The organism is Streptomyces sp. LHD-70 (genome assembly GCF_031157275.1).
Taxonomy (GTDB): Bacteria; Actinomycetota; Actinomycetes; order Streptomycetales; family Streptomycetaceae; genus Streptomyces.
Genome location: NZ_JAVIFW010000006.1, coordinates 237771 through 262488, shown reverse-complemented (window position 1 = coordinate 262488; position 24718 = coordinate 237771). Strand labels below are relative to the sequence as shown.

19 protein-coding genes are annotated in these 24718 nt (G+C 71.2%); 10 read left to right on the top strand and 9 right to left on the bottom strand.

What is annotated here, in order from left to right; genetic code table 11:
* Window positions 1-54 precede the first annotated feature (54 nt).
* From RCO28_RS14135 to RCO28_RS14125, 3 genes are all read left to right on the top strand, one after another.
* The gene (locus RCO28_RS14135) at window positions 55-3939 is read left to right on the top strand and encodes a GH92 family glycosyl hydrolase (RefSeq protein WP_308941424.1); all 3885 of its coding nucleotides are present in this window, start codon (window positions 55-57) and stop codon (window positions 3937-3939) included.
* A 104-nt stretch (window positions 3940-4043) separates the two neighbouring features.
* Window positions 4044-4724, top strand: a complete 681-nt coding sequence (locus RCO28_RS14130) for a hypothetical protein (RefSeq protein ID WP_308941423.1) — start codon at window positions 4044-4046, stop codon at window positions 4722-4724.
* Window positions 4725-4934: 210 nt separating this feature from the next.
* Window positions 4935-6305, top strand: a complete 1371-nt coding sequence (locus RCO28_RS14125; RefSeq protein ID WP_308941422.1) for an MFS transporter — start codon at window positions 4935-4937, stop codon at window positions 6303-6305.
* On the opposite strand, the gene RCO28_RS14120 is transcribed toward RCO28_RS14125, so the two are convergent.
* The 3 genes from RCO28_RS14120 to RCO28_RS14110 all read right to left on the bottom strand — a co-directional run bounded on the left by RCO28_RS14120 (window position 6268) and on the right by RCO28_RS14110 (window position 10116).
* Window positions 6268-6438 (bottom strand): hypothetical protein, encoded by a 171-nt coding sequence (locus RCO28_RS14120; RefSeq protein WP_308941421.1) that lies wholly within the window; start codon window positions 6436-6438, stop codon window positions 6268-6270. The two genes, RCO28_RS14125 and RCO28_RS14120, sit on opposite strands and share 38 nt — an antisense overlap.
* Before the next feature lie 88 nt (window positions 6439-6526).
* Window positions 6527-9244 (bottom strand): aconitate hydratase AcnA, encoded by a 2718-nt coding sequence (gene acnA / locus RCO28_RS14115; RefSeq protein WP_308941420.1) that lies wholly within the window; start codon window positions 9242-9244, stop codon window positions 6527-6529.
* 323 nt (window positions 9245-9567) lie between these two features.
* The gene (locus RCO28_RS14110; protein WP_308941419.1) at window positions 9568-10116 is read right to left on the bottom strand and encodes a DinB family protein; all 549 of its coding nucleotides are present in this window, start codon (window positions 10114-10116) and stop codon (window positions 9568-9570) included.
* Between the two features lie 182 nt (window positions 10117-10298).
* On the opposite strand from RCO28_RS14110, the gene RCO28_RS14105 reads away from it, so the two are divergent.
* From RCO28_RS14105 to RCO28_RS14090, 4 genes are all read left to right on the top strand, one after another.
* Complete coding sequence (locus RCO28_RS14105) at window positions 10299-10649, top strand: VOC family protein (RefSeq protein ID WP_308941418.1); 351 nt, start codon at window positions 10299-10301, stop codon at window positions 10647-10649.
* A 100-nt stretch (window positions 10650-10749) separates the two neighbouring features.
* Window positions 10750-12276, top strand: coding sequence for a UDP-N-acetylglucosamine 1-carboxyvinyltransferase (locus tag RCO28_RS14100; RefSeq protein WP_308941417.1), 1527 nt, complete (start codon window positions 10750-10752; stop codon window positions 12274-12276).
* A gap of 163 nt (window positions 12277-12439) precedes the next feature.
* Entirely contained in the window at window positions 12440-13420 is a 981-nt protein-coding gene (locus RCO28_RS14095; RefSeq protein WP_308941416.1) for a LysR family transcriptional regulator, read from the top strand.
* A 69-nt stretch (window positions 13421-13489) separates the two neighbouring features.
* Window positions 13490-14668 carry a S1 family peptidase gene (locus RCO28_RS14090; RefSeq protein ID WP_308941415.1) on the top strand — a complete coding sequence of 393 codons (1179 nt, stop codon included), beginning with the start codon at window positions 13490-13492 and terminating at the stop codon, window positions 14666-14668.
* Between the two features lie 84 nt (window positions 14669-14752).
* Here the strand turns inward: RCO28_RS14090 and RCO28_RS14085 are convergent, their stop codons facing one another.
* Window positions 14753-15151 carry a RidA family protein gene (locus RCO28_RS14085; protein WP_308941414.1) on the bottom strand — a complete coding sequence of 133 codons (399 nt, stop codon included), beginning with the start codon at window positions 15149-15151 and terminating at the stop codon, window positions 14753-14755.
* Window positions 15148-16320: an acyl-CoA dehydrogenase family protein gene (locus RCO28_RS14080; protein ID WP_308941413.1), complete on the bottom strand. Its 1173-nt coding sequence runs from the start codon at window positions 16318-16320 to the stop codon at window positions 15148-15150. The genes RCO28_RS14085 and RCO28_RS14080 overlap by 4 nt, the downstream gene beginning before the upstream one ends.
* A 111-nt stretch (window positions 16321-16431) precedes the next feature.
* On the opposite strand from RCO28_RS14080, the gene RCO28_RS14075 reads away from it, so the two are divergent.
* Both RCO28_RS14075 and RCO28_RS14070 read left to right on the top strand, forming a co-directional pair.
* On the top strand, window positions 16432-18042 hold the full coding sequence (locus RCO28_RS14075; RefSeq protein WP_308941576.1) for an AMP-binding protein: 1611 nt from the start codon (window positions 16432-16434) through the stop codon (window positions 18040-18042).
* Between the two features lie 46 nt (window positions 18043-18088).
* A complete protein-coding gene (locus tag RCO28_RS14070) occupies window positions 18089-18913 on the top strand; it encodes a PaaX family transcriptional regulator C-terminal domain-containing protein (RefSeq protein WP_308941412.1) in 825 nt (274 codons plus the stop codon).
* 45 nt (window positions 18914-18958) lie between these two features.
* Here RCO28_RS14070 and RCO28_RS14065 read toward each other — a convergent pair whose 3' ends face one another.
* From RCO28_RS14065 to RCO28_RS14055, 3 genes are all read right to left on the bottom strand, one after another.
* On the bottom strand, window positions 18959-19615 hold the full coding sequence (locus RCO28_RS14065) for a hypothetical protein (RefSeq protein WP_308941411.1): 657 nt from the start codon (window positions 19613-19615) through the stop codon (window positions 18959-18961).
* 100 nt (window positions 19616-19715) lie between these two features.
* A complete protein-coding gene (locus tag RCO28_RS14060; protein ID WP_308941410.1) occupies window positions 19716-22010 on the bottom strand; it encodes a bifunctional salicylyl-CoA 5-hydroxylase/oxidoreductase in 2295 nt (764 codons plus the stop codon).
* Between the two features lie 2 nt (window positions 22011-22012).
* A complete protein-coding gene (locus RCO28_RS14055; protein ID WP_308941409.1) occupies window positions 22013-22843 on the bottom strand; it encodes an enoyl-CoA hydratase family protein in 831 nt (276 codons plus the stop codon).
* Between the two features lie 315 nt (window positions 22844-23158).
* On the opposite strand from RCO28_RS14055, the gene RCO28_RS14050 reads away from it, so the two are divergent.
* Complete coding sequence (locus RCO28_RS14050; protein WP_308941408.1) at window positions 23159-23593, top strand: ATP-binding protein; 435 nt, start codon at window positions 23159-23161, stop codon at window positions 23591-23593.
* A gap of 78 nt (window positions 23594-23671) precedes the next feature.
* Here the strand turns inward: RCO28_RS14050 and argF are convergent, their stop codons facing one another.
* Window positions 23672-24670 (bottom strand): ornithine carbamoyltransferase, encoded by a 999-nt coding sequence (gene argF / locus RCO28_RS14045; protein ID WP_308941407.1) that lies wholly within the window; start codon window positions 24668-24670, stop codon window positions 23672-23674.
* Window positions 24671-24718 lie beyond the last annotated feature (48 nt).

The following is a 24718-nucleotide window of genomic DNA, read 5'->3' as shown; positions in this document are numbered from 1 at the left end:
GACAACGTTGTCCGCCCGCCGACGCCGAGCCATGCCCCGCCTGGAGGCCCCCGCATGCAGAGTCCCCGCCCCCTACTGTCGCGCCGGAGAGCGCGCGGCAGAAGTCCGTGGCCGAGACCCCTCGCCACCGTTCCCGTCGCCGCCCTCCTCCTCGTCACCGCCGCCCAGGGCACCGCGACCGCCGCACCCCAACCGGCGCAGAAGAAGCAGGAGTTCAGCTCGTCCTTCGAAGAGGGACAGCCGCGCCCCGACTGGACGGACACCGTCGAGACCACCCCGGACGGCAAGAAGAAGGCCGCCGGGGTGGACGGCGCGTTCAGCGGCGGGTTTCCGGGCGATGTCACCGACCGGGTGAGCGAGGTGCGCGCGAGCGACGAGAACGCCGGCTCAGGCGAGGTGAAGGAAAACCTCATCGACGGCGAGTCGAGCACCAAGTGGCTGGCGTTCGCCGCGAAGAGCTGGGTGGAGTACGACCTGGCGGAGCCCGTCAAGGTCCGCAAGTACGCCCTGACTTCGGCCAACGACCACGCCGAGCGCGACCCCAAGGACTGGGTCCTGAAGGGCTCCGCCGACGGCAAGGAGTGGAAGACCCTCGACACCCGCTCCGGGGAAACCTTCGGCAAGCGCTTCGAGAGGAAGACGTACGACGTCGCGGGCGACACCGCGTACGCGCACTACCGCCTCGACATCACCGCCAACAACGGGGCGGAGGACGCCACTCAACTCGCCGACCTGCAGATCTCCGACGGCAGTACGGGCGGGCCCGCGCCCGAGGACATGGTCTCCGCGGTCCACCGCGGCCCGAGCGGCTCGCCGACCGCGAAGCCCGGTGCCGGGTTCACGGGCAAGCGGGCGCTGCGCTACGCCGGTACGCACCAGGCGGACGGCCACGCGTACTCGTACAACAAGGTCTTCGACGTGGACGTCGAGATCGCGCGCGACACCGAGCTGTCGTACCTCGTGTTCCCGGCGATGCCCGAGCCCGCGCCCGATCTGAGCTATGCGGCGACGCACGTCTCGGTGGACCTGGCGTTCACGGACGGCACATATCTGAGCGACCTCAAGGCCACCGACAAACATGGTGGGTTGCTCACTCCGCAGGGGCAGGCGGCGGCGAAGCGCCTCTACGTGAACCAGTGGAACCATGTCGCCTCCGAGCTCGGGCGGGTCGCCGCGGGCAAGACCGTCGACCGGATCCTGGTGGCGTACGACTCCCCGAAGGGGCCGTCGAAGTTCCAGGGCTGGGTGGACGACGTGAACCTGAAGCGGGTGCCGCCGTCGCAGCCGAAGGCGCACCCCTCGGACTACGCGTCCACGATCCGCGGCACCAACTCCAGCGGCGGCTTCTCGCGCGGCAACACCTTCCCGGCGACGGCCGTCCCGCACGGCTTCAACTTCTGGACGCCGGTGACCAACGCGGGCTCGCTGAGCTGGCTGTACGACTACGCGCGCGGCAACAACGAGGACAACCTGCCGACGCTGCAGGCGTTCAGCGCGAGCCATGAGCCGAGCCCGTGGATGGGCGAGCGGCAGACGTTCCAGGTCCTTCCGTCGGCGGCCGGGGGCACGCCCGACCTGGACCGCAAGAAGCGGGCGCTCGCGTTCAGGCACGAGAACGAGACGGCCCGCCCGCACTACTACGGCGTCGAGTTCGAGAACGGCATCGAGGCCGAGATGACGCCGACGGACCACGCGGCGATGATGCGCTTCACCTACCCCGGCGACGACACGAGCGTCCTGTTCGACAACGTCAACGACAAGGCGGGCCTGAGCCTCGACAAGGAGAAGGGGATCGTCACCGGCTACTCGGACGTCAAGAGCGGCCTGTCGACGGGCGCGACGCGGCTGTTCGTGTACGGGGCCTTCGACAAGCCGGTGAAGAGCGGTGACGCGAGCGGCGTGAAGGGCCATCTGCGCTTCGACGCGGGCAAGGACCGTACGGTCACCCTGCGCCTGGCCACGTCCCTCATCTCCGTCGACCAGGCGAAGGCCAACCTGGACCGGGAGATCCCGGCGGGCACGTCCTTCGAGCGCGTCAAGTCCAAGGCCCAGGCGCAGTGGGACGCGCTGCTCGGCAAGGTGGAGGTCGAGGGCGCCACGGAGGACCAGCTGACGACGCTGTACTCCGGCCTCTACCGCCTCTACCTGTACCCCAACTCGGGCCACGAGAAGGTGGTGCAGAAGGACGGCTCCACGAAGACGCAGTACGCCTCCCCGTTCTCGAAGCAGACCGGGCCCGACACCCCGACGCACACCGGGGCGAAGATCGTCGACGGCCAGGTGTACGTCAACAACGGCTTCTGGGACACGTATCGCACGACCTGGCCCGCCTACTCGTTCCTCACGCCGAAGAAGGCGGGCGAGCTGGTCGACGGGTTCGTGCAGCAGTACAAGGACGGCGGCTGGATCTCCCGCTGGTCCTCGCCGGGCTACGCGGACTTGATGACCGGCACGTCCTCCGACGTGGCCTTCGCCGACGCGTACGTGAAGGGCGTGGACTTCGACGAGAAGTCCGCGTACGACGCCGCGCTGAAGAACGCGACGGTGGTGCCGCCGAGTTCGGGCGTGGGCCGCAAGGGCATGGAGACCTCGCCGTTCCTCGGCTACGCGTCCACGGAGACGCACGAGGGCCTGTCCTGGTCCCTGGAGGGCTACCTCAACGACTACGGCATCGGGAAGATGGGCCAGGCCCTCTACAAGAAGACCGGTGAGAAGCGGTACAAGGAGGAGTCGGAGTACTTCTTCAACCGGGCCCGCAACTATGTCGAGCTGTTCGACGCCAAGGCCGGTGCGGGGCACGGGAGTTCAGGCAGTCCGGGCTTCTTCCAGGGCCGTGACCTGAAGGGCGACTGGCGCGTGGAGTCGTCGAAGTACGACCCGCGCGTGTGGGGCTACGACTACACGGAGACCAACGGCTGGGGCTACGCCTTCACCGCTCCGCAGGACTCGCGCGGCCTCGCGAACCTGTACGGCGGCCGGTCCGGCCTGGGCAAGAAGCTCGACACGTACTTCGACACCCCGGAGACGGCGTCCCCGGAGTTCACGGGTTCGTACGGCGGGGTCATCCACGAGATGACGGAGGCCCGTGACGTGCGGATGGGCATGTACGGGCACAGCAACCAGGTCGCGCACCACGCCACGTACATGTACAACGCGGCCTCGCAGCCGTGGAAGACGCAGGAGAAGGTCCGCGAGGTGCTGTCCCGGCTCTACACCGGCAGCGAGATCGGCCAGGGCTACCACGGCGACGAGGACAACGGCGAGCAGAGCGCCTGGTATCTGTTCTCCTCGCTCGGCTTCTACCCGCTGGTGATGGGCAGCGGCGAATACGCCATCGGCTCCCCGCTGTTCACCAAGGTCACGGTGCGTCTGGACGGCGGGAGGAAGCTGGTCGTGAAGGCCCCGAAGAACAGCGCGGAGAACATCTACGTGCAGGGCCTGAAGGTCAACGGCAAGCGCTGGACGTCGACGGCCCTGCCGCACGAGGAGATCGCGCGCGGCGGCACCCTGGAGTTCGACATGGGCCCGAAGCCGTCGAAGTGGGGCACGGGCAAGGACGCCGCGCCGGTCTCCCTCACCCAGGACGACAAGGTGCCCTCGCCCCGCAAGGACGCGACGAAGAGCGAGGGGCCGCTCTTCGACAACTCCTCGAAGACCGACGCACAGGTGGCCTCGGTGAACCTGCCGCTCTCCGGTGAGACGCGTGCCGTGCAGTACACGCTGACATCGGCGGACCGCGCGAAGGCCCCGGACGGCTGGGTGTTGGAGGGCTCGGCGGACGGCGACAAGTGGAAGGTGCTCGACCGGCGGGACGGGCAGTCCTTCCAGTGGGACCACCAAACGCGGGTGTTCTCCGTGTCCGATCCCGGTACGTACCGCCACTATCGGCTCGTTCCGAAGGGAGCTGCGACACTTGCGGAGGTGGAGTTGATCTCGTGATCCCGTGACCGAGCTCTGCTCCCCGTGCCGGGTCCCGTGTATGTCGGGGCCCGGCACGGCCGTTCGGCGCGAACGGTGCGGACAGGAAGGGCAGTTGGAGAGCGATGAGCAGCAGTTCCGGGTCAGGATCGGAGGGCCCCGGGGGCGCGCCCCCGACCCTCATAGCCCCGCCGCGGCCGGACGCTCCCCCGCCGCCGCGGCTGCCCCTGATCACCCGTGCCGGGCGCGCCCTGCGCCGGGGCTGCACCACCGTGCTGCACGCCGGTGAGTGGCTGCGCGGACTGCGCGGCCGGACGCTCGCCGGTGCCGTACTCCTCGCCGCCTGCGGGCAGATGGTGCTGATGGCGCTGCTGACCCGGGAGGTTCCCGAGGTCGCGGCCTCCTACCCGGACCTGCGCGTCCCCGGCCTGTGGCTGCTGCTCATCACCCTGGTGCTGCTCGTCGGCCATCTGCTGCTCGGCGTCACCACGGTCGTGCTGGCGCGCGCCCTCGGCGGCCGCGGCGGCCTGCACCGCACGCCCGCCGTCCTGGCCGTCCTGGCGCCGCTCTCCTCGCTGCCGCTGCTGCTCGGCGCGTTCGTGGCGGCGCCCGACAGCACGCTGGTGCGGGTGCTTCAGGTCGGCGGCCTGGTGGTGCTCGCCGCCCAGCTCACCCGGCACATCAAGCGCACCCAGGACATGCTGTGGGGCCGCGCCCTCCTGTCCGTGTCCCTGGCCCTCCTCGGCGAGTGGCAGCTGGCGCACGCCGCGGTGGTGCAGGCGGGGGTGCATGCGGGGATGCTGTGAGGCGCGTACGGGGGGGGTGCCGCACCCCGCGCGCCCGCACCCCGCGTGGCCCCGGGCGCCCGCGCCCCCTGGGCGAGCCCTGTTAACCTGCCTCGCATGGGTATCTCCGTGACCAAGTGACTCCAGGTGCCGTCCTCGTACGGCACGGAAGCGTCCTGACTTCCGTCACCCCCGCCGCCGTGCGCGCGGGGTCACTTGGAGTACCCCTTCATGAACACCTTTCGGACCAGCAGCCCGGTGCGTCGCCGTACGCCCGCGCTGGCGCTCCTCTCGCTGCTCCAGTTCCTGATCGCCGTCGACGTCACGGTCGTGAACGTCGCGCTGCCGTCCATCGGCGCCGAGTTCGGGGCGGACGCCGCGTCGCTCTCCTGGGTCGTCACCGGCTACACCCTGGTCGGGGGCGGCCTGTTGCTGCTCGGCGGGCGGGTCACCGATCTGCTCGGGCGGCGGCGGATGTTCCTGCTCGGCGCCGCCCTCTTCGCTGCGGCCTCGCTGCTCGCGGGGCTCGCGCCCAACCTGGAGGCGCTGATCGCCGCCCGCTTCGCGCAGGGCGCCGGCGAGGCACTCGCCTCCCCGGCCGCGCTCTCCCTGATCGCGCTGCTCTACCCGGAGCCCGCGGAGCGGGCGAAGGCGCTCGGTATCTGGGGCACGATCTCGGCGGGCGGTCTCGTCGTCGGCGTCCTGCTCTCCGGCGCGCTCACCCAACTCCTGCACTGGCGCTGGATCTTCGGCGTCAACGTCCCCATCACCGCGGTCGTCCTCGCCCTCACGCCCCTGCTCGTACGACCTGACGGGCCGCGGCCCCGCTCCGGGCGCCTGGACGTGCCGGGTGCGGTGCTGCTCACCGCCGGTCCGCTGACGGTCGTGCACGGGGTGATCGAGCGGAACGGGGCGGTGCTCGCGGCGGGTTGCGCGCTGCTCGTCGCGTTCGTCGCCGTCGAGGCCCGTACGAAGTCCCCGCTCGTCCCGCTCGCCTTCTTCGCGCACCGCGCCCGTGCTGTGGCCAACGCGGCGACGGTCCTGCTCAGCGCGGCGCTCTCGACGACGTTCTACCTGCTCACGCTGCAGCTGCAGAACGTGCTCCACCTCACCCCGCTGCAGGCCGGGTTGGCGTATCTGCCGTTCTGCGGGGCGCTGCTCCTCGGCCTCACGCAGGTGTCCCGGCTGATCGGCGCCCTCGGCCTGCGCGGCACCGCGCTCCTCGGGCTCGGGGCGACGGCGGCCGGACTCGCGTGGCTGACCCGGCTGCCGGACGAGGGGAGTTTCGCGGTGGACGTGCTGCCCGGCATGCTCGGCGTGGCCACGGGCATGGGCATCGGCCTGGTCGCCCTGCAGAACGCGGCGCTCCTCGACGTCACCGAGGCGGACGCGGGCACGGCGGCGGGCGTCCAGCGCTCGGTCGACCAGCTCGGCGGCTCGCTCGGCCTCGCGGTTCTGGTGGGCGTGGCCGCCGCGCAGACCGCACCTCAAGTGGCGGGATTCCGGGCGGCGTTCGCGTGGGCGCTGCTCGGGGTGGCGGTCGCCGCCGCGGGTGTGTGGGCGCTCAGGCCGGGCCGGGGAGCCGCTGCGGACCGGTCGTGAACCGCATCGAGCCGATGTCCTCCGCCTCGGCGTGTACCGGCGCGCCGAGGCGCTCGCTCAGCGCGGGCACCAGTTCGTAGAGCCGGATGCGGCCCTCGGGGGTGTACGCGGGCCGGTTCGCGGCGCCGCTCACCTCAGAAGAGGACTCCGGAAAAACGGGCCGGGCCGCACCCGGAGAGTGACTCTCGCGGATGCGGCCCGGCCGCTGCCAGTGGTTCCGCTTACTTGCGGATCAGGCTGCGCAGCACGTACTGCATGATGCCGCCGTTGCGGTAGTAGTCCGCCTCGCCGGGGGTGTCGATGCGGACGACCGCGTCGAACTCCACACCGGTGTCGGTGGTGACCTTGACCGTGGACGGCGTGCTGCCGTTGTTCAGCTCGGTGACGCCCGCGAAGGAGAAGGTCTCCTCGCCGGTGAGACCGAGGGCCTCGGCGGACTGGCCCTCCGGGTACTGCAGCGGCAGGACGCCCATGCCGATGAGGTTCGAGCGGTGGATGCGCTCGTACGACTCGGCGATGACGGCCTTGACGCCGAGGAGCGCGGTGCCCTTGGCGGCCCAGTCACGGGACGAGCCGGAGCCGTACTCCTTGCCGGCCAGGACGACGAGCGGGATGCCCTGGTCGATGTAGTTGCGCGAGGCGTCGTAGATGAACGAAACCGGCGCGTCGCCCTGGGTGAAGTCGCGGGTGAAGCCGCCCTCCGTGCCCGGCGCGATCTGGTTGCGCAGGCGGATGTTGGCGAACGTGCCGCGGATCATGACCTCGTGGTTGCCTCGGCGCGAGCCGTAGGAGTTGAAGTCGCGACGCTCGACGCCGTGCTCCGTGAGGTACTTGCCGGCCGGGGTGTCGGCCTTGATCGCACCGGCCGGGGAGATGTGGTCGGTGGTGACCGAGTCGCCCAGCTTGGCGAGGACGCGGGCGCCCGAGATGTCGGAGACCGGGGTGGTCTCCATCGTCATGCCCTCGAAGTAAGGGGGCTTGCGGACGTACGTCGACTCGGCGTCCCACTCGAAGGTGTTGCCGGTCGGGATCGGCAGCGCCTGCCACTGGGCGTCACCGGCGAAGACGTCGGCGTAGGACTTGTTGAACATGTCCTCGCCGATGGCGTTCGCCACGACGTCGTTGACCTCGGCCTCGGTCGGCCAGATGTCCTCGAGGAAGACCGGCTTGCCGTCCTGGTCCACACCGAGGGCGTCCTTGGTGATGTTCACCTTCATCGAACCGGCGAGGGCGTACGCGACGACCAGCGGCGGGGACGCCAGGTAGTTCATCTTGACGTCGGGGTTGATGCGGCCCTCGAAGTTCCGGTTGCCGGAGAGGACCGAGGTGACGGCGAGGTCGTGGTCGTTGACGGCCTTGGAGACCTCCTCCGGCAGCGGGCCGGAGTTGCCGATGCAGGTGGTGCAGCCGTAACCGACCAGGTTGAAGCCGACCTTGTCGAGGTAGGGGGTCAGGCCCGCCTTGTCGAAGTAGTCGGTGACGACCTTCGAGCCCGGGGCGAGGGTGGTCTTGACCCACGGCTTGCGGGTCAGGCCCTTCTCGACGGCCTTCTTCGCGACGAGCGCGGCGGCGACCATCACGTACGGGTTCGAGGTGTTGGTGCAGGACGTGATCGCGGCGACGGTGACGGCGCCGTGGTCGATCTCGTACGTCGAACCGTCGGGGGCGGTCACGGTGACCGGCTTCGACGGGCCGCCGTTGGGGTGGTTCGCCGGGGCGTCGGAGGCCGGGAAGGACTCGATGCCGGCCTCGTCGGCGGTGCCGACGTAGTTCAGGACGTCCGTCTTGAACTGCTCGGCGGCGTTGGCGAGGACGATGCGGTCCTGCGGGCGCTTCGGACCGGCGATCGACGGGACGACCGTGGAGAGGTCGAGCTCCAGCTTCTCGGAGAAGTCGGGCTCGGCGGCCGGGTCCAGCCAGAGGCCCTGCTCCTTGGCGTAGGCCTCGACGAGCGCGACCTGCTGGGCGTCACGGCCGGTCAGGCGCAGGTAGTTCAGGGTCTCGCCGTCGATCGGGAAGATCGCGGCGGTGGAGCCGAACTCCGGCGACATGTTGCCGATGGTGGCGCGGTTCGCGAGGCTCGTGGCCGCCACGCCCTCGCCGTAGAACTCGACGAACTTGCCGACGACGCCGTGCTTGCGCAGCATCTCGGTGATCGTGAGGACCAGGTCGGTGGCGGTGGTGCCGGGCTTCAGCTCACCGGTCAGCTTGAAGCCGACGACGCGCGGGATGAGCATCGAGACCGGCTGGCCGAGCATCGCGGCCTCGGCCTCGATGCCGCCGACGCCCCAGCCCAGGACGCCCAGGCCGTTGACCATCGTGGTGTGCGAGTCGGTGCCGACCAGGGTGTCGGGGTAGGCCTGGCCACCCCGGACCATGACCGTACGAGCGAGGTGCTCGATGTTGACCTGGTGGACGATGCCGGTGCCGGGCGGGACGACCTTGAAGTCGTCGAACGCGGTCTGGCCCCAGCGCAGGAACTGGTAGCGCTCCTTGTTGCGGCCGTACTCCAGCTCGACGTTCTGGCCGAAGGCGTCCGCCGTGCCGAACTTGTCGGCGATCACGGAGTGGTCGATGACCAGCTCGGCCGGGGAGAGCGGGTTGACCTTCGCCGGGTCGCCGCCGAGCTCCTTGACGGCCTCACGCATGGTGGCGAGGTCGACGACACAGGGAACGCCCGTGAAGTCCTGCATGATCACGCGGGCCGGCGTGAACTGGATCTCCTGGGAGGGCTGGGCCTGCGAGTCCCAGTTGCCGAGGGCACGGATGTGGTCGGCGGTGATGTTGGCGCCGTCCTCGGTGCGGAGCAGGTTCTCCAGAAGGACCTTGAGGCTGTAGGGAAGGCGAGCAGAGCCCTCGACCTTGTCCAGCCTGAAGATCTCGTACGACTCGTCGCCCACGCGCAGCGTGCTGCGGGCGTCGAAGCTGTTCGCCGACACGACAGTCTCCTTCATATATGTGCGCTTTCCACCGCACTGTGCCTACATGCGCCTGACGGCGCGTGGTGCCGCCACACTGGACCGATCCGCTAAGGTAGGGCTAAGTTAGGTAACCCTTACCGAGGGATTGATGTCGGCGTGCGGCTGCGGTGCGCCCCGGCAGATATCTCGATGTCGAGATAACTCTAGTACATGCCGCGGGATCGGTCATGCCCTGCCCCGGCCGGAGGGCACATACCCGTTTCCCGAGGCGCGTCGCACAACCGGGGACGAGACACGCGTCACGCACGCGTGAGCTCGCTCCCTGGATGCGCAACCCCCTGTCACCCCATGCTCTTCGCGCCGTCCAGGGACTCGCGGATGATGTCGGCGTGGCCTGCGTGCTGCGCGGTCTCGGCGGCGATGTGCATCAACACCCGCCGCGCCGACCAGCTGGCGTCCTCCTCGAACCAGGGCGCCTTCGGCAGCGGCCAGGAGACCCCCAGGTCGGGCAGGGTCGAGATCAGCTCGTCGGTACGGGCGGCCACCTTCTCGTACTCGGCGAGGATCCCCGCCAGGCTCTCACCGGGAAGCATCCGGAAGCCCTGGGCGTACGCCTCCACCTGAGCCTCGGTCATGGACCCGAAGTCCCCCATCCCGGACGGGCCGTTCAGGATGAAGCCCACCCAGTTGCGCTCGACCTCGGTGACGTGCTTGACCAGTCCGCCCAGGCACAGCTCGCTGGCCGTGGTGCGCTGCGCGGCCTGCTCGTCGGTCAGATCGCGGGTCGTGAAGCGCACGAAGTGGCGGTTGTGGGCGAGCAGGTCCAGCCAGTCGGCCCGCTCGCCGGTGACGGTGCCCTGGTTCGGCTCGCTCGGCTCGTTCACGGTCATGGTCTCCGCCTTCCGGTACTGCCGTCCGCTGTCGGCCGGTCAGGAGTGACAGTAGGAGCGAAAGAGGTCGGTACCGGTCCTAGTTCCCCAAGGGAACGCGATACGCCCCTTGCACCCCTTGCACCTCTCGCACCGGTTCATCCCAACTATCGCCTGTGCGCGGCACATGTGAGCATCGATCCATGTTCACCGGCTCACACGTGATCCTCTACTCCCAGGACGCCGAGGCCGACCGGGCCTTCCTCCGGGACGTCATCGGCTTCCCGCACGTCGACGCGGGCGGCGGCTGGCTCATCTTCAAGTTGCCGCCCGCCGAGGTGGCCGTCCATCCGACCGACGGCGAACCGAAGCACGAGTTCTATCTGATGTGCGACGACCTGGACGCCACGCTTGCCCGCCTCGGCGAACGCGGCGCCGAGGTCACGCGCCCGGTCGCGGAGGCGCCGTGGGGCAGGCTGACGGCGGTGCGGCTGCCGAGCGGCGCCGAACTCCCGCTGTACCAGCCGCTGCATCCGGTCGCCCACGACCTCTGACCCGGCGTCAACCTCCGGGCTCCCGAACGCGACATGCGACGTCACCCGGATGGACGCACTCCGTTTCTCGTTTATCTCACATCCGATATACGGTCGCGCCATGGCAGACGACTACCTCGTACGCATCGGCAAGCTCATCCGTGACGCCCGTCAACATCGGGGCTGGACACAGTCCCAGCTCGCCGAGGCACTCGGTACCAGCCAGAGCGCTGTGAACCGCATCGAACGCGGTAACCAAAACATCAGTCTTGAGATGATCGCTCGAATCGGTGAAGCACTCGACAGCGAGATCGTCTCTCTGGGCTACGCCGGTCCGATGCATCTGCGCGTCGTCGGCGGCCGCCGGCTCTCCGGCTCCATCGACGTCAAGACGAGCAAGAACGCCTGTGTCGCGCTGCTCTGCGCCTCGCTGCTCAACAAGGGCCGTACGGTGCTGCGGCGCGTGGCCCGTATCGAGGAGGTCTTCCGGATCCTCGAGGTCCTCGGCTCCATCGGCGTGCGCACCCGGTGGATCAACGAGGGCGTCGACCTGGAGATCGTGCCGCCCGCCACGCTCGACCTGGACGCCATCGACGCGGAGGCGGCCCGCCGTACGCGCTCGATCATCATGTTCCTCGGCCCGCTGCTGCACCGCATGGACCACTTCAAGCTGCCGTACGCGGGCGGCTGCGACCTCGGCACGCGGACCGTCGAGCCGCACATGATCGCCCTGCGCCGCTTCGGCCTGGACATCACCGCGACCGAGGGCGTCTACCACGCGGAGGTCCAGCGCACCTCGCCGTCCCGCCCGATCGTGCTGACCGAGCGCGGCGACACCGTGACGGAGAACGCGCTGCTCGCCGCGGCCCGGCACGACGGCGTCACCGTCATCCGCAACGCCTCCTCCAACTACATGGTCCAGGACCTCTGCTTCTTCCTGGAGGCACTCGGCGTCAAGGTCGAGGGCATCGGCACGACGACGCTGACCGTGCACGGCGTGCACACCATCGACGTGGACGTGGACTACTCCCCCTCCGAGGACCCGGTCGAGGCGATGAGCCTGCTCGCCGCCGCCGTCGTCACGGAGTCCGAACTCACCATCCGGCGCGTGCCGATCGAGTTCATGGAGATCGAGCTGGCGGTCCTGGAGGAGATGGGCCTCGACACCGACCGCTCCGCCGAGTACGCCGCCGACAACGGCCGCACCCGCCTGGTGGACCTGACCGTGCGCCCCTCCAAGCTGGAGGCGCCGATCGACAAGATCCACCCGATGCCGTTCCCGGGCCTGAACATCGACAACGTCCCGTTCTTCGCGGCCATCGCGGCCGCCGCCCAGGGCAAGACCCTCATCCACGACTGGGTCTACGACAACCGCGCGATCTACCTCACCGACCTCAACCGCCTCGGCGGCCGCCTCCAACTCCTGGACCCGCACCGGGTGTTGGTCGAGGGCCCGACCCGCTGGCGCGCCGCCGAGATGATGTGCCCACCGGCCCTGCGCCCGGCCGTGGTCGTCCTGCTCGCGATGATGGCGGCGGAGGGCACGTCGGTACTGCGCAACGTGTACGTCATCAACCGCGGCTACGAGGACCTGGCGGAGCGGCTCAACTCCGTGGGGGCGCAGATCGAGACGTTCCGGGACATCTGAGCCCCAGGGCCTGGCCTTCGACGAGGAGGGGCGGGGCGCACGCCGGGTGCGCTCCGCCCCTCACGCGTGCTTCCGCCCCGCGCGACCTCTCCGTCCCCGGTTTCCTTCGTAGGTCTGGACCAGACTCTTGCCCCGGCGTGGGCGCAGCCCTCAAGCTCCCCTCATGGAGCTTGAGTTGCGTCACCTCAAGACGATCCGGGCCATCGCCGACGCGGGCAGTCTCACCCGGGCGGCCACCGCTCTCGGGCTCGCCCAGCCCGCGCTCAGTACGCAGCTGAAACGCATCGAACGGGCCCTCGGCGGGCCGCTGTTCGAGCGTGGGCGGCAGGGTGTGCGGACGACCGCGCTCGGGGAGCTGGTGCTCGCGCGGGCCCGGATCGTGCTGCCCGCGGTGAGCGAGCTGCAGCAGGAGGCCGTGCGGTTCGCGCGGACCTGGGACCGGCCGGGCGAGCTGACCATCGGCGGTACGCACGGGCCGTTGCTCGGCGGGCTCGTGGACCGGCTCGCGGACTCGGCGCCGGGGCTGCGGGTGTCGACGCGTACGTCGTGGTCGGAGCGGGAGATCGCCGAGTACGTGGTGGCGGGGCGGCTCGACTTCGCGCTGATCGGGGCCTGCGGGGTCGCGCCGCCGCCCGGTGGCGGGACGTTGGTGTGGCGGGAGGTGGCCGTGGACCCGGTGTTCGTGATGCTCGCCGAGAGCCATCCGCTGGCCGGCCGGAGCGAGGTCGAGCTGGCCGAGCTGGCCGCGGAGGACTGGACGGACGTACCGGGCGACGGCTGCTTCGCCGACTGCTTCGCCGCCGCCTGCGCCCGCGCGGGGTTCACACCCGCCGGGGTGTACGAGACGGACACCGCGTCCTGCGTGCATCTGGTGCAGGTCGGGCGGGCGGTGGGACTGTGCCGGGCGACGTTCCCGACCACGCCCGGGATGGTCACGCGGCCGCTCGCCGGGTCGCCGCTGACCTGGCGGCATCTGCTCGGCTGGCATCCGGCGGCGCAGCCCGCGCAGCTCGCCTCGTCGGTGTTCACGCAGACCTGCGCCGCGCATGCGACCGCCGCCGCGCGCAGCGACAGCTACACGGCCTGGCTGACCCGCCCGGACGGCCGGGACCGGGGGCATAACACCGGGCAGAGGGTCAACTGACAGCTCCCGGCGCTTGGCCGGGGCTCCTAGGTTTCGGCACGTCCCCCACCGATTCCGAGGAGAGTCCCCATGCTCCGCAGACACACCATGGCCGCGTGTGCCGCCCTCGTCACGGTCGGCGCGCTCGCCCTCGCCGGTCCGGCCACCGCTCAGCCCGATCCGGTATCCGCCGCGCCCTCCGCCGCCGACACCCAGAACGTCGACCGCACCTCCCCCGCCGTACTGGACGCGATGAGCCGCGACCTCGGCCTGACCCGTACGCAGGCCGAGGACCGGCTCGTCAACGAGGCCGAGGCGGGCGCCACTTCGAGTCGGCTGCGGTCCGCCCTCGGCGGCGACTTCGCGGGCGCCTGGGTGTCCGGCGCCGACTCCGCGCGCCTGACCGTGGCGACCACCGACCCCGCCGATGTGCGGGCCATCACCGCGCAGGGCGCACGGGCCGAGGTCGTCCGGCACGCGCTGGGCGACCTGGACGCCGCGAAGGCCAGGCTCGACAAGGCGGCCCGTGCGAGCGTCACGCGGGACGCGCCCGTCTGGTACGTGGACGTGCGGTCCAACTCCGTGGTCGTCCAGGCCGTTCGGGCCGAAGCCGCCGAGAAGTTGCTTGCCGCGGCGGAGGTGAAGCCCTCGATGGCGCGGATCGACTCGACCACGCAGCGGCCGCGCGCGCTGTACGACCTGCGGGGCGGCGACGCGTACTACATGAACGGCAGCGGGCGCTGCTCGGTCGGGTTCCCGGTCACCAGGGGCGGCCAGCAGGGCTTCGCCACGGCGGGCCACTGCGGCCGGCCGGGGACGACGACCAGCGGCTACAACCAGGTCGCACAGGGCACGTTCCAGGCGTCCACGTTCCCCGGCCGGGACATGGCATGGGTGGCGGCCAACTCGCAGTGGACCGCGACGCCTTACGTGAAGGGGCAGGGCGGCGCGAACGTCCGGGTGACCGGGTCGACGCAGCAGCCGGTGGGCGCGTCCATCTGCCGTTCGGGCTCGACCACGGGCTGGCACTGCGGCACGATCCAGCAGCACAACACGAGCGTCACGTACCCGGAGGGAACGATCAGCGGGGTCACGCGCACCTCGGTGTGCGCCGAGCCGGGTGACTCCGGTGGCTCGTACATCTCGGGCAGCCAGGCGCAGGGGGTGACGTCGGGCGGCTCGGGCAACTGCCGCTCGGGCGGTACGACGTTCCACCAGCCGATCAATCCGTTGCTGCAGGCGTATGGGTTGACGCTCAGCACGAGTTGACGGGTCCGAGGGGCTGAATTGGGCTGAATTTGAGCCCCTCCGGCGATTGAGGAGCGGGGGTTCCGGGGGCGGAGCCCCCGCTCACTACTGCAGCACCGCCACCCCGTCCAGCTCCACCAAGCACTCCTCGTCCCACAACCGCACCGCCCCGATGACCGCCATCGCGGGATACTCGCGGCCCGCCAACCTCCGCCAGATGCGGCCGAGTTCGGGGGCGTGGACGCGGTAGTCCGCGACGTCTGTGGCGTAGACCGTGACGCGGGCCAGGTCGGCGGGGGTGCCGCCCGCCGCGCTGAGGGCGGCCAGCAAGTTGGTGAGTGCGCGCTCGAACTGCTCCGGGAGCGTGCCGGGTACGGGCTTGCCGTCGGGGTCGAGGGCCGTCTGGCCGGCGAGGAAGACGAGGCGGGAGCCGGTGGCGGTGACGGCGTGGGAGAAGCCGGTGGGCGGGGAGAGTTCGGTGGGGTTGACGCGTTCCAGGCTCACTCGGCGGCCTCCTCGTCGAGCTGCGCGTACAGCTCCTTGGCGATGATGGTGCGCTGGACCTCCGTGGCGCCCTCGTAGATGCGCGGGGCGCGGACCTCGCGGTAGAGGTGTTCGAGCAGATGGCCGCGCTGCAGGGCGCGGGCGCCGTGGAGTTGGACGGCCGCGTCGACGACCTGCTGTGCGGTCTCGGTGGCGAGGAGTTTCGCCATGGCTGCACGGCGGGGCACATCCGGATCGCCGCGGTCGTACGCGGCGGCGGCCGCGTACACGAGGAGTCGGGCCGCCTCGGTGCGGGTGGCGAGTTCGGCGACCTGGTGGGCCACCGACTGCAGGTCCTTCAACGTGCCGCCGAACGCCCGGCGTTGGGACGTATGGGAGAGGGTCGCGTCCAGGGCGGCCTGCGCCATCCCGACCGCGAACGCGCCGACGCTCGGCCGGAACAGGTTGAGCGTGCCCATCGCGACGCGGAAGCCGCGGTCGACCTCGCCGATCAGGTCGTCGCGGCTCACCCGCACGCCGTCGAAGGCGAGAGCGCCGATGGGGTGCGGGGAGATCATGTCGAGCGGGGTGCCGGTGAGGCCGGGGCGGTCCGCGGGGACGAGGAAGGCCGAGACGCCTCGGGCGCCCGCGCCCGGCGTGGTGCGGGCGAAGACGGTGTAGAAGTCGGCCTCGGGGGCGTTGGAGATCCAGCACTTCTCGCCGGTGAGCCGCCAGCCGTCCGCGGACCCGTGCCCAGCCCCGGACCCGGACCCTGCCCCTGTGTCCCGCTCCGCCGCCAGCGCGAGCGCCGCCGCGTCCGAACCCGCGTCCGGCTCGCTCAGCGCGAAGGCCGCGACCGCGCTCCCCTCTCTGACCTGCGGCAACCAGCGGGCGCGCTGGGCGGGCGAGCCGTGCGCGTGCACCGGGTGCGCGCCCAGGCCCTGCAGCGCGAGCGCGGTCTCGGCCTCCGTGCAGCCGTACGCGAGGGACTCGCGCATCAGGCACAGTTCGAGTGAGCCGGAGCTGAACAGCCGTTCCAGCAGGCCGAGTTCGCCGAGCGCCCGGACCAGCGGGCGGTTGATGCGGCCCGGCTCCCCGACCTCGGCCAGCGGCCGCAGGCGCTCGGCGGCCAGGGCGCGCAGCTCGGCACACCACTGGAGTTCCTTCGGATCGAGCGCGAATTCTGACACCGGCACGCCTCCTTGCAGCGGAGTTATCGCGATGCGTTGACTGTCGTCACCAACACGATACGCTCGATGGGCGACGCCACCACCGTCCTCGGCACTTCTGAGGGGCGCACGATGGAGCTGACAACCTCGGCCCACGCCGACACCTTCCCCCGCGACCACCTTCCCCCGCACGACCAGTGGCCGCACCTGGACTTCGGACTGCCCGAGCTGCAGTACCCGGAGCGACTGAACAGCGCGACCGAACTCCTGGACCGCACGGTGGACCGCCTCGGCGCGGACCGCCCCGCGTTCCGCACGCCGACCGGCGAGATCTGGTCGTACGGCGAACTCCAGGACCGGGTGGACCGCATCGCGCGGGTGCTCACCGGCGAGCTCGGTGTGCGGCCCGGCAACCGCGTGCTCCTGCGCGGGCCGACGACGCCCTGGCTCGCGGCCTGCTGGCTGGCCGTCCTGAAGGCGGGCGCGGTCGCCGTCACCGTGCTCGCGCAGCAGCGGGCCGCCGAGCTGGCCACGGTCTGCGAGATCGCCCGGGTCGAGCACGCGCTGTGCGATGCCCGGCACGTCGAGGACCTGGCCAGGGCGGAGGTCCCCGGGTTGCGGATCACGCCGTTCGGTGGTGAGGGCCCGGACGACCTCGGGCAGCGCGCGGCCCGGCAGGAGGGCGGTTTCACCGCGGTGGACACGGCCGCGGACGACGTGGCCCTGATCGCGTTCACCAGCGGCACGACCGGCCGGCCCAAGGGCTGTATGCACTTCCACCGGGACGTCCTCGCGATCGCCGACACCTTCTCGCTGCACGTCCTGCGGCCCGCCCCGGACGACGTCTTCGCGGGCAGCCCGCCGCTCGGCTTCACGTTCGGGCTCGGCGGTCTGGTGATCTTCCCGATGCGGGTGGGCGCCTCGACGCTGCTGCTCGAACAGGCGGGCCCCAAGCAGCTGTTGCCCGCGATCGCCGAGCACCGGGTGTCGGTCCTGTTCACGGCGCCGACCGCGTATCGCGCGATCCTCGACGAGGTCTCCGCGTACGACATCTCCTCGCTGCGGCGCTGCGTCTCGGCGGGCGAGAACCTGCCCGAGGCGACCTGGGACGCGTGGCGGGAGCGGACCGGGCTGCGGATCATCAACGGCATCGGCGCCACGGAGCTGCTTCACATCTTCATCTCCGCCGCCGACGACGCGATCCGCCCCGGCCGCACCGGCCTTCCCGTGCCGGGCTGGCAGGCGCGGATCGTCGACGGGCAGGGGAAGCCCGTGCCGGACGGCGAGCCCGGTCTGCTCGCGGTGCGCGGCCCGGTCGGCTGCCGCTATCTCGCCGACCCGCGCCAGCAGGAGTACGTGCGCGACGGCTGGAACCTCACCGGGGACACGTACGTCCGCGAGCCGGACGGCTACTTCCGGTACGTGGCCCGCGCGGACGACATGATCATCTCGGCCGGGTACAACATCGCGGGCCCCGAGGTCGAGGACGCGCTCCTTCGCCACCCGGACGTCGTGGAGGCCGCGGTGGTGGGCCGGCCGGACGAGCTGCGCGGGCAGAGCGTCGTCGCCCATGTGGTGCTGCGGGACGGAGTGCCGCGCACGGACGCGACCGTCGCGCTGCTGCGGGACTTCGTGAAGGCCGAGCTGGTGCCGTACAAGTGCCCGCGCGAGATCGTCTTCCCGGACGCGCTCCCGCGCACGCCCACGGGGAAGCTGCAGCGCTTCCGGCTGCGGTCGCCCTGATCCGGGTCCTGTCCCGTTCCGGAACACCGGGTTCTAGAGTGATCACGTGGCAGAGCTGCACACTCCACGGTCCCTGATCGTCACGTACTACGGCGCGTACGGCCGTCGCACGCCGGGTCCCGTACCGGTGGCCGAACTGATCCGGCTGCTCGGTGCGGTCGGCGTCGACGCGCCGTCCGTGCGCTCCTCGGTGTCCCGGCTCAAGCGGCGCGGCCTCCTGGAGCCGCAGCGCACGGCCGACGGCGCCGCCGGGTACGCCCTGTCCGCGGACGCCCGCCAGCTCCTGGACGACGGCGACCGGCGGATCTACCCGCACGAGCAGCCGCGGGGCGACGAAGGCTGGGTGCTCGCGGTGTTCTCCGTACCGGAGTCGGAGCGGCAGAAGCGGCACGTGCTGCGCTCCCGGCTCACCGGCCTCGGCTTCGGCACGGCCGCGCCCGGCGTGTGGATCGCCCCCGCCAGGCTCTACGAGGAGACCCGGCACACCCTGGAGCGGCTCCAACTCTCCGCGTACGTCGACCTGTTCCGCGGCGAGCACCTCGGGTTCGCCGCGACGGCCGACGCGGTGGCGCGCTGGTGGGACCTCGCGGCCCTCGCCGAGCGGCACGAGCGGTTCCTCGCGGCGCACGAGCCGGTCCTGCACGCCTGGCAGTCGCACGGCGACACCCCGCCGGAGGCGGCGTACCGCGACTATCTCCTGGCCCTGGACACCTGGCGCCACCTGCCGTACGTCGATCCGGGCCTGCCCGCGCCGCTGTTGCCGCCCCACTGGCCGGGCGAGCGGTCGGCGCGGGTCTTCGCGGCCCTGGACGCGCGGCTGCGGGAGCCGGGGGCGGCGTTCTGCAACTTCCCTGCGGAAACGGAGAGTTGAGGCCGGATCCCGCGCCGGTGGCGCGGGACCCCGGTCAGCTCGGGCTCAGCCGGCGACCTTCCACACCAGCGGCTTCTGGCCCTCGATGTCGGCGCCCCAACGCACGTACAGCGGCTTGCCCTCGGGTGCGACGAAGATGTCGCAGGGCCGGTCCGTGGTGCCCTTCTTGAACTGGCCGGACGGGACGTTCTTGTCCACGCCGGGGCACTTGGCGAAGTCGTCGAGCATGTTGATGCCCTGGGCGGGCTGACCGGGACCGGTGAGCGCGTCGTCCTCGTTGCCCCAGGCCGGGATCCACGGCTCGGCGCCGCCCTTCGAGGTGAAGGACATCGTGACGTAGTACGGGACCATGCCCTCGGTCTCGACGCCCTTCAGGTCGAAGCTCTTGAAGTCGCCCCAGGAGCCCTTGACGGTCTTCTCCGGCTTGATCTCCAGCTGCGTCGACTCGCCGTCGTCCTCGAACGACACCTCGGCGGACTCGCTCGGGTCCATCGCCTGGGCGAGCCCGTCGTCCTCGGCGGCGCCCGCGTCACCGGCACCGCCCGAGCCGCCCGTCGTGCCCTCGCCGGTGGTGGACTCGGAGGACTCGCTCGACGGGGCGGTGGGCGCGCCCATCGGGTCCTCGTCGTTGTTGCACGCCGTCAGAGCGAGCGTCAGGACGGCCGCCGCCGCGATCGCCCGGGCGGTGGTGTTCGTACGCATACGACTGTTCCCCCATGCTTGTTGTGCTCATTGCAAAATAGCCAGACGACTGTAACGTGCCTGGTGGCGACGGCAGTCAGGGGGGTTCGGCCGTCGCGGTTCAGTCCAGGGTGAGCCGTGGTTTCGGTCCGTCCGTGCGGCCGGTCTGGGGGCGGCGGCTGCCCGCGCGGTACTGCGCCGGCCACTGGACGCCCGGCCCCGTGTAGCCCTGCTCCGCGGCGGCGTGCAGGGTCCAGTGCGGGTCGTAGAGGTGCGGCCGGGCGAGGGCGCACAGGTCCGTACGGCCCGCCAGGATCAGGGAGTTGACGTCGTCCCAGGACGAGATCGCCCCGACCGCGATCACCGGGATTCCGGCCTCGCCGCGGATCCGGTCGGCGTACGGGGTCTGGTACGAGCGGCCGTACGCGGGCTGCTCGTCGGCGACGACCTGGCCGGTCGAGACGTCCACCGCGTCGGCGCCGTGGGCGGCGAAGGCGCGCGCGACGGCCACGGCGTCCTCGGCGGTGGTGCCGCCCTCGGCCCAGTCGGTGGCGGAGATCCGGACGGTCATGGGCCGCTCGTCCGGCCATACCTCCCGTACGGCGTCGAAGACTTCGAGGGGGAAGCGCAGCCGGTTCTCCAGGGAGCCGCCGTACGCGTCGGTGCGCAGGTTGGTGAGCGGGGAGAGGAAGCCGGAGAGCAAGTAGCCGTGGGCGCAGTGGAGTTCGAGGAGATCGAAGCCCGCGTCCGCCGCGTACCGGGCCGCCTGCGTGAACTCCTCGCGGATCAGCGGCAGTTCGGCAGTGGTCAGCTCGCGCGGGACCTGGTTGACGCCCGGGCGGTACGGGAGCGGGGACGGCGCGACCACGGGCCAGTTGCCCTCGTCGAGCGGGTCGTCGATGCCCTCCCACATCAGCTTGGTGGAGCCCTTGCGGCCGCTGTGGCCGAGCTGCAGGCCGATGGCGGTGCCCGGCGCCTGAGTATGGACGAAGCCGGTGATGCGGCGCCAGGCGTCGGCCTGTTCGGCGTTCCACAGTCCGGCACAGCCCGGTGTGATGCGGCCCTCGGGGCTGACGCACACCATCTCGGTCATGACGAGTCCGGCGCCGCCGAGTGCGCGGGCGCCGAGGTGGACGAGGTGGAAGTCGCCGGGCACCCCGTCCACGGCGGAGTACATGTCCATCGGCGAGACGACGACGCGGTTGCGCAGTTCGAGGGCGCCCAGCCGCAGCGGCGTGAACATGGGCGGCGTCCCGGGCGGGCAGCCGAACTCGTCCTCCACCTTGCGCGTGAACTCCGCGTCCCGGAGCCGCAGGTTGTCGTGCGTGACCCGGCGGCTGCGGGTCAGCAGGTTGAAGGCGAACTGCCGCGGCGGCTGGTCGACGTACCGGCCGATCTCCTCGAACCACTGCAGGCTCGCGCGGGCGGCGCGCTGCGTGGAGGCGACCACGGGGCGCCGCTCGGCCTCGTACGCGGCGAGGGCCTCGGGCAGCGTGGGCTGCTCCTCGACGCAGGCGGCGAGGGCGAGCGCGTCCTCGACGGCGAGCTTGGTGCCGGAGCCGATGGAGAAGTGCGCGGTGTGCGCGGCGTCCCCGAGCAGCACGCGATTGCCGTACGACCAGCGCTCGTTGACGACCGTGCGGAAGGTGGTCCAGTTGGAGTTGTTGGAGCGCAGCGGACGCCCTTCGAGGGCGTCGGCGAAGAACTTCGCGCACCGCTCGACGGACTCCGCCTCGCCGAGCCCGTCGAACCCGGCGGCCCGCCAGACCTCTTCGCGCATCTCGACGATGACGGTGGAGGAGCCCGGTCCGGTGGCGGATCCGGCCTCGTACGGGTAGCCGTGCAGCTGCATCACGCCGTGCTCGGTCTCGGCGATCTCGAAGCGGAAGGCGTCGAAGGCGAAGTCCGCGGCCAGCCAGATGTACCGGCAGTGGTGCTCCTCGATCCGCGGGCGGAACACCTCGGCGTGTGCCGTACGGGTCGCGCTGTGTACGCCGTCGGCGGCGATGACCAGGTCGTACGCGCTGCTCAGCGTTTCCGCGGGCGGGGCTTCGGTGGAGAAGCGGAGCTCGACGCCGAGTTCGCGGCAGCGGGCGTGCAGGAGTTGGAGGAGCCGGCGGCGGCCGAGTGCGGCGAAGCCGTGGCCGCCGGAGGTGTGGTGCCGGCCGCGGTGCACGATGTCGATGTCGTCCCAGCGGACGAACTCGGCCTGCAGCGCGGCGTAGACGGCGGGGTCGGCGTGCTCGATGCCGCCGAGGGTCTCGTCGGAGAGGACGACGCCGAAGCCGAAGGTGTCGTCGGGCGCGTTCCGCTCCCACAGGGTGATCTCGCGGGCCGGGTCGAGGCGTTTGAGCAACGCCGCCGCGTAGAGCCCGCCGGGTCCGCCACCGATGACGGCGACACGCAGAGCCGCCATGGTCAGCGCCCCTGCCACTTGGGGGCGCGCTTCGCGGTGAACGCCGCGTGGAACTCGGCGTAGTCCGCGCCGTTCATCAGATGCGCCTGGGTGGCCGCGTCCATCTCGACGGCGGCGGCGAGCGGCATGTCGAGCTCGGCGGTGAGCAGCGCCTTGGTCTGCGCGTACGCGAGGGCGGGGCCTTCGGCGAGGCGGTGGGCGAGTTCCTGGGCGCGGGCGTCGACGTGGCCCTCCTCGGTCAACTCGCTGATGAGACCGATGCGTTCGGCCTCGGCGGCGCGCACGGTGTCGCCGAGCATGAGGAGGCGCGTGGCGTGGCCGAGGCCGACGACGCGGGGCAGCAGATACGCGGCGCCCATGTCGCCGCCGGAGAGGCCGACGCGGGTGAAGAGGAACGCGAAGCGGGCCGTGGGGTCGGCGATCCGGAAGTCGGCGGCGAGCGCGAGCACCGCCCCGGCTCCGGCGGCCACACCGTGCAGGGCGGCGATCACCGGGAAGGGGCACTCGCGCAGGGCGCGTACGACCTGGCCGGTCATGCGGTTGAAGTCGAGGAGCTGGGAGGTGTCCATGGCGAGGGTGGCGCCGATGATCTCGTCGACGTCACCGCCGGAGCAGAAGCCGCGCCCCTCCCCGGCGAGCACGAGGGCGCGCACGGACTTCTCCCGGGAGAGTTCGGCGAGCAGATCGCGCAGGTCGGCGTAGGCGCCGAAGGTGAGCGCGTTGAGTTTGTCGGGGCGGGCCAGGGTGATGGTGGCGACGCCGCTGTCGTCCGTGTCGAGACGGATGTGCTGCCACTTCGGGGTGCGTGCTGCGGATCCGGTGAAGGGACTCATCGTGCGCGGCCTCCTTCGGCCGTCGTCGGTCACCGTCGGCCGTCGTCGTCGGTCGGGCGTCGGTCGGGAGCCTTGCAAGCCTGCACCGAAGTTATCACTCGTACGTGACTGTCGTCACGGGTGCGCGATAAGCCTGCGCGACAGGTCGTCCGCGCGCGCCGCCCCGCTCCGCCCCGCTCCGCCCGCCGAAGGTCCCGAATCCTCGGCCCGTACGCCCCCACGAGGCCCCGCACATCGCCTCTGCCGGGGGCCGCTTACCATTCATACGGTTGAAAGCAGGACGACCCGCCCTGCCTCCAGCCGAACGGAACCGCCTTGTACGAGTCACTCGCCCCGCCCGCCCCCTCGTGGCGGATATCGCTTCCGCACACCACGGCGGCCGTCCCCGTGGCCCGTGCCCTGGTCCGTACCGCCCTGCACGAGCTGGACGAGCCCGCCTACTGCGACACCGCCGAGCTGCTCACCGCCGAGCTGGTCGCCAACGCCGTCGAGCACACGGCGGGCCTGCGCCCGATCGAGCTGGTCGTGGAGCTGCTGCCGACCGGCTGCCAGGTCGAGGTGCACGACGCGGACCCGCGTCCGCCCGGCGACCTGGACCCCGCCGCGCCGCTCGACGAGCCGGACCCCTGGCAGGAGCACGGCCGCGGCCTGCTGCTCATCCGCGCCCTGAGCCAGGACTGCGGCCACCGCACGACGGCCTCGGGCAAGGCGGTGTGGTTCACGCTGGGGGCACGCGGCGGGGGCCACTGAGCGGCGGCGCACCGTACGCAGCCCGCCCGTACGTGCCCCGGTACGCAGCCAGCCCGCCCGTGCGCATCCCCGTGCGCGTCAGACCAGGGTCGCGACCATCACGGCCTTGATCGTGTGCAGCCGGTTCTCCGCCTCGTCGAAGACGACGGAGTGCTCCGACTCGAAGACCTCGTCGGTCACCTCGAGGGCACTCAGGCCGTGGCTCTCGTAGATGTCCTGGCCGACCTTCGTCCCCAGGTCGTGGAAGGCCGGGAGGCAGTGCAGGAACTTCACGTCCGCGTTGCCGGTGGCCCGCAGCACGTCCATCGTGACCGCGTACGGACCGAGCGCCTTGATCCGCTCGTCCCAGACATCCTTCGGCTCGCCCATGGAGACCCACACGTCGGTGGCGACGAAGTCCGCCCCGCGCACGCCCTCCGCCACGTCCTCCGTCAGCGTGACCGTGGCGCCGCTGACCTCGGCGAGAGCCTTCGCCCGCGTGACGATCTCCGCGGCCGGCCAGTACGCCTCGGGCGCGACGATCCGTACGTCCATGCCGAGCAGGGCGCCGGTGATCAGGTACGAGTTGCCCATGTTGAAGCGGGCGTCGCCGAGGTAGGCGAAGACCAGCTGGTCGATCGGCTTGCTGCTGTGCTCGGTCATCGTGAGGACGTCGGCGAGCATCTGGGTGGGGTGCCAGTCGTCGGTGAGGCCGTTCCACACCGGGACGCCGGAGAACTCGGCGAGCTCCTCGACGGCCGCCTGCCGGTCACCGCGGTACTCGATGCCGTCGAACATTCGGCCGAGCACCCGCGCGGTGTCCTTCACGGACTCCTTGTGCCCGATCTGCGAGCCGGAGGGGTCGAGATACGTGGTGGACGCGCCCTGGTCGGCGGCGGCCACCTCGAACGCGCAGCGCGTACGCGTGGAGGTCTTCTCGAAGATCAGCGCGATGTTCTTGCCCTGGAGCCGCTGCTCCTCGGTCCCGGCCTTCTTGGCCGCCTTCAGCTCCGCCGCGAGGTCGACCAGGGCACGGAACTCCTCGGCGGTGAAGTCCAGCTCCTTGAGGAAGGGGCGGCCGGTGAGTACGGGGGCCATGAGCGCTCCTGACGGGACGGGGACGGGAACTCTGATCTCGGAATGCTG

Excerpts from the sequence above, each read along its gene's own strand:
- RCO28_RS14135 (WP_308941424.1), top strand. The coding sequence starts at position 55 with ATGCAGAGTCCCCGCCCCCTACTGTCGCGCCGGAGAGCGCGCGGCAGA.
- RCO28_RS14130 (WP_308941423.1), top strand. The coding sequence starts at position 4,044 with ATGAGCAGCAGTTCCGGGTCAGGATCGGAGGGCCCCGGGGGCGCGCCC.
- RCO28_RS14125 (WP_308941422.1), top strand. The coding sequence starts at position 4,935 with ATGAACACCTTTCGGACCAGCAGCCCGGTGCGTCGCCGTACGCCCGCG.
- RCO28_RS14110 (WP_308941419.1), bottom strand. The coding sequence starts at position 10,116 with ATGACCGTGAACGAGCCGAGCGAGCCGAACCAGGGCACCGTCACCGGC.
- RCO28_RS14105 (WP_308941418.1), top strand. The coding sequence starts at position 10,299 with ATGTTCACCGGCTCACACGTGATCCTCTACTCCCAGGACGCCGAGGCC.
- RCO28_RS14100 (WP_308941417.1), top strand. The coding sequence starts at position 10,750 with ATGGCAGACGACTACCTCGTACGCATCGGCAAGCTCATCCGTGACGCC.
- RCO28_RS14095 (WP_308941416.1), top strand. The coding sequence starts at position 12,440 with ATGGAGCTTGAGTTGCGTCACCTCAAGACGATCCGGGCCATCGCCGAC.
- RCO28_RS14090 (WP_308941415.1), top strand. The coding sequence starts at position 13,490 with ATGCTCCGCAGACACACCATGGCCGCGTGTGCCGCCCTCGTCACGGTC.
- RCO28_RS14075 (WP_308941576.1), top strand. The coding sequence starts at position 16,432 with ATGGAGCTGACAACCTCGGCCCACGCCGACACCTTCCCCCGCGACCAC.
- RCO28_RS14065 (WP_308941411.1), bottom strand. The coding sequence starts at position 19,615 with ATGCGTACGAACACCACCGCCCGGGCGATCGCGGCGGCGGCCGTCCTG.
- RCO28_RS14060 (WP_308941410.1), bottom strand. The coding sequence starts at position 22,010 with ATGGCGGCTCTGCGTGTCGCCGTCATCGGTGGCGGACCCGGCGGGCTC.
- RCO28_RS14055 (WP_308941409.1), bottom strand. The coding sequence starts at position 22,843 with ATGAGTCCCTTCACCGGATCCGCAGCACGCACCCCGAAGTGGCAGCAC.
- argF (WP_308941407.1), bottom strand. The coding sequence starts at position 24,670 with ATGGCCCCCGTACTCACCGGCCGCCCCTTCCTCAAGGAGCTGGACTTC.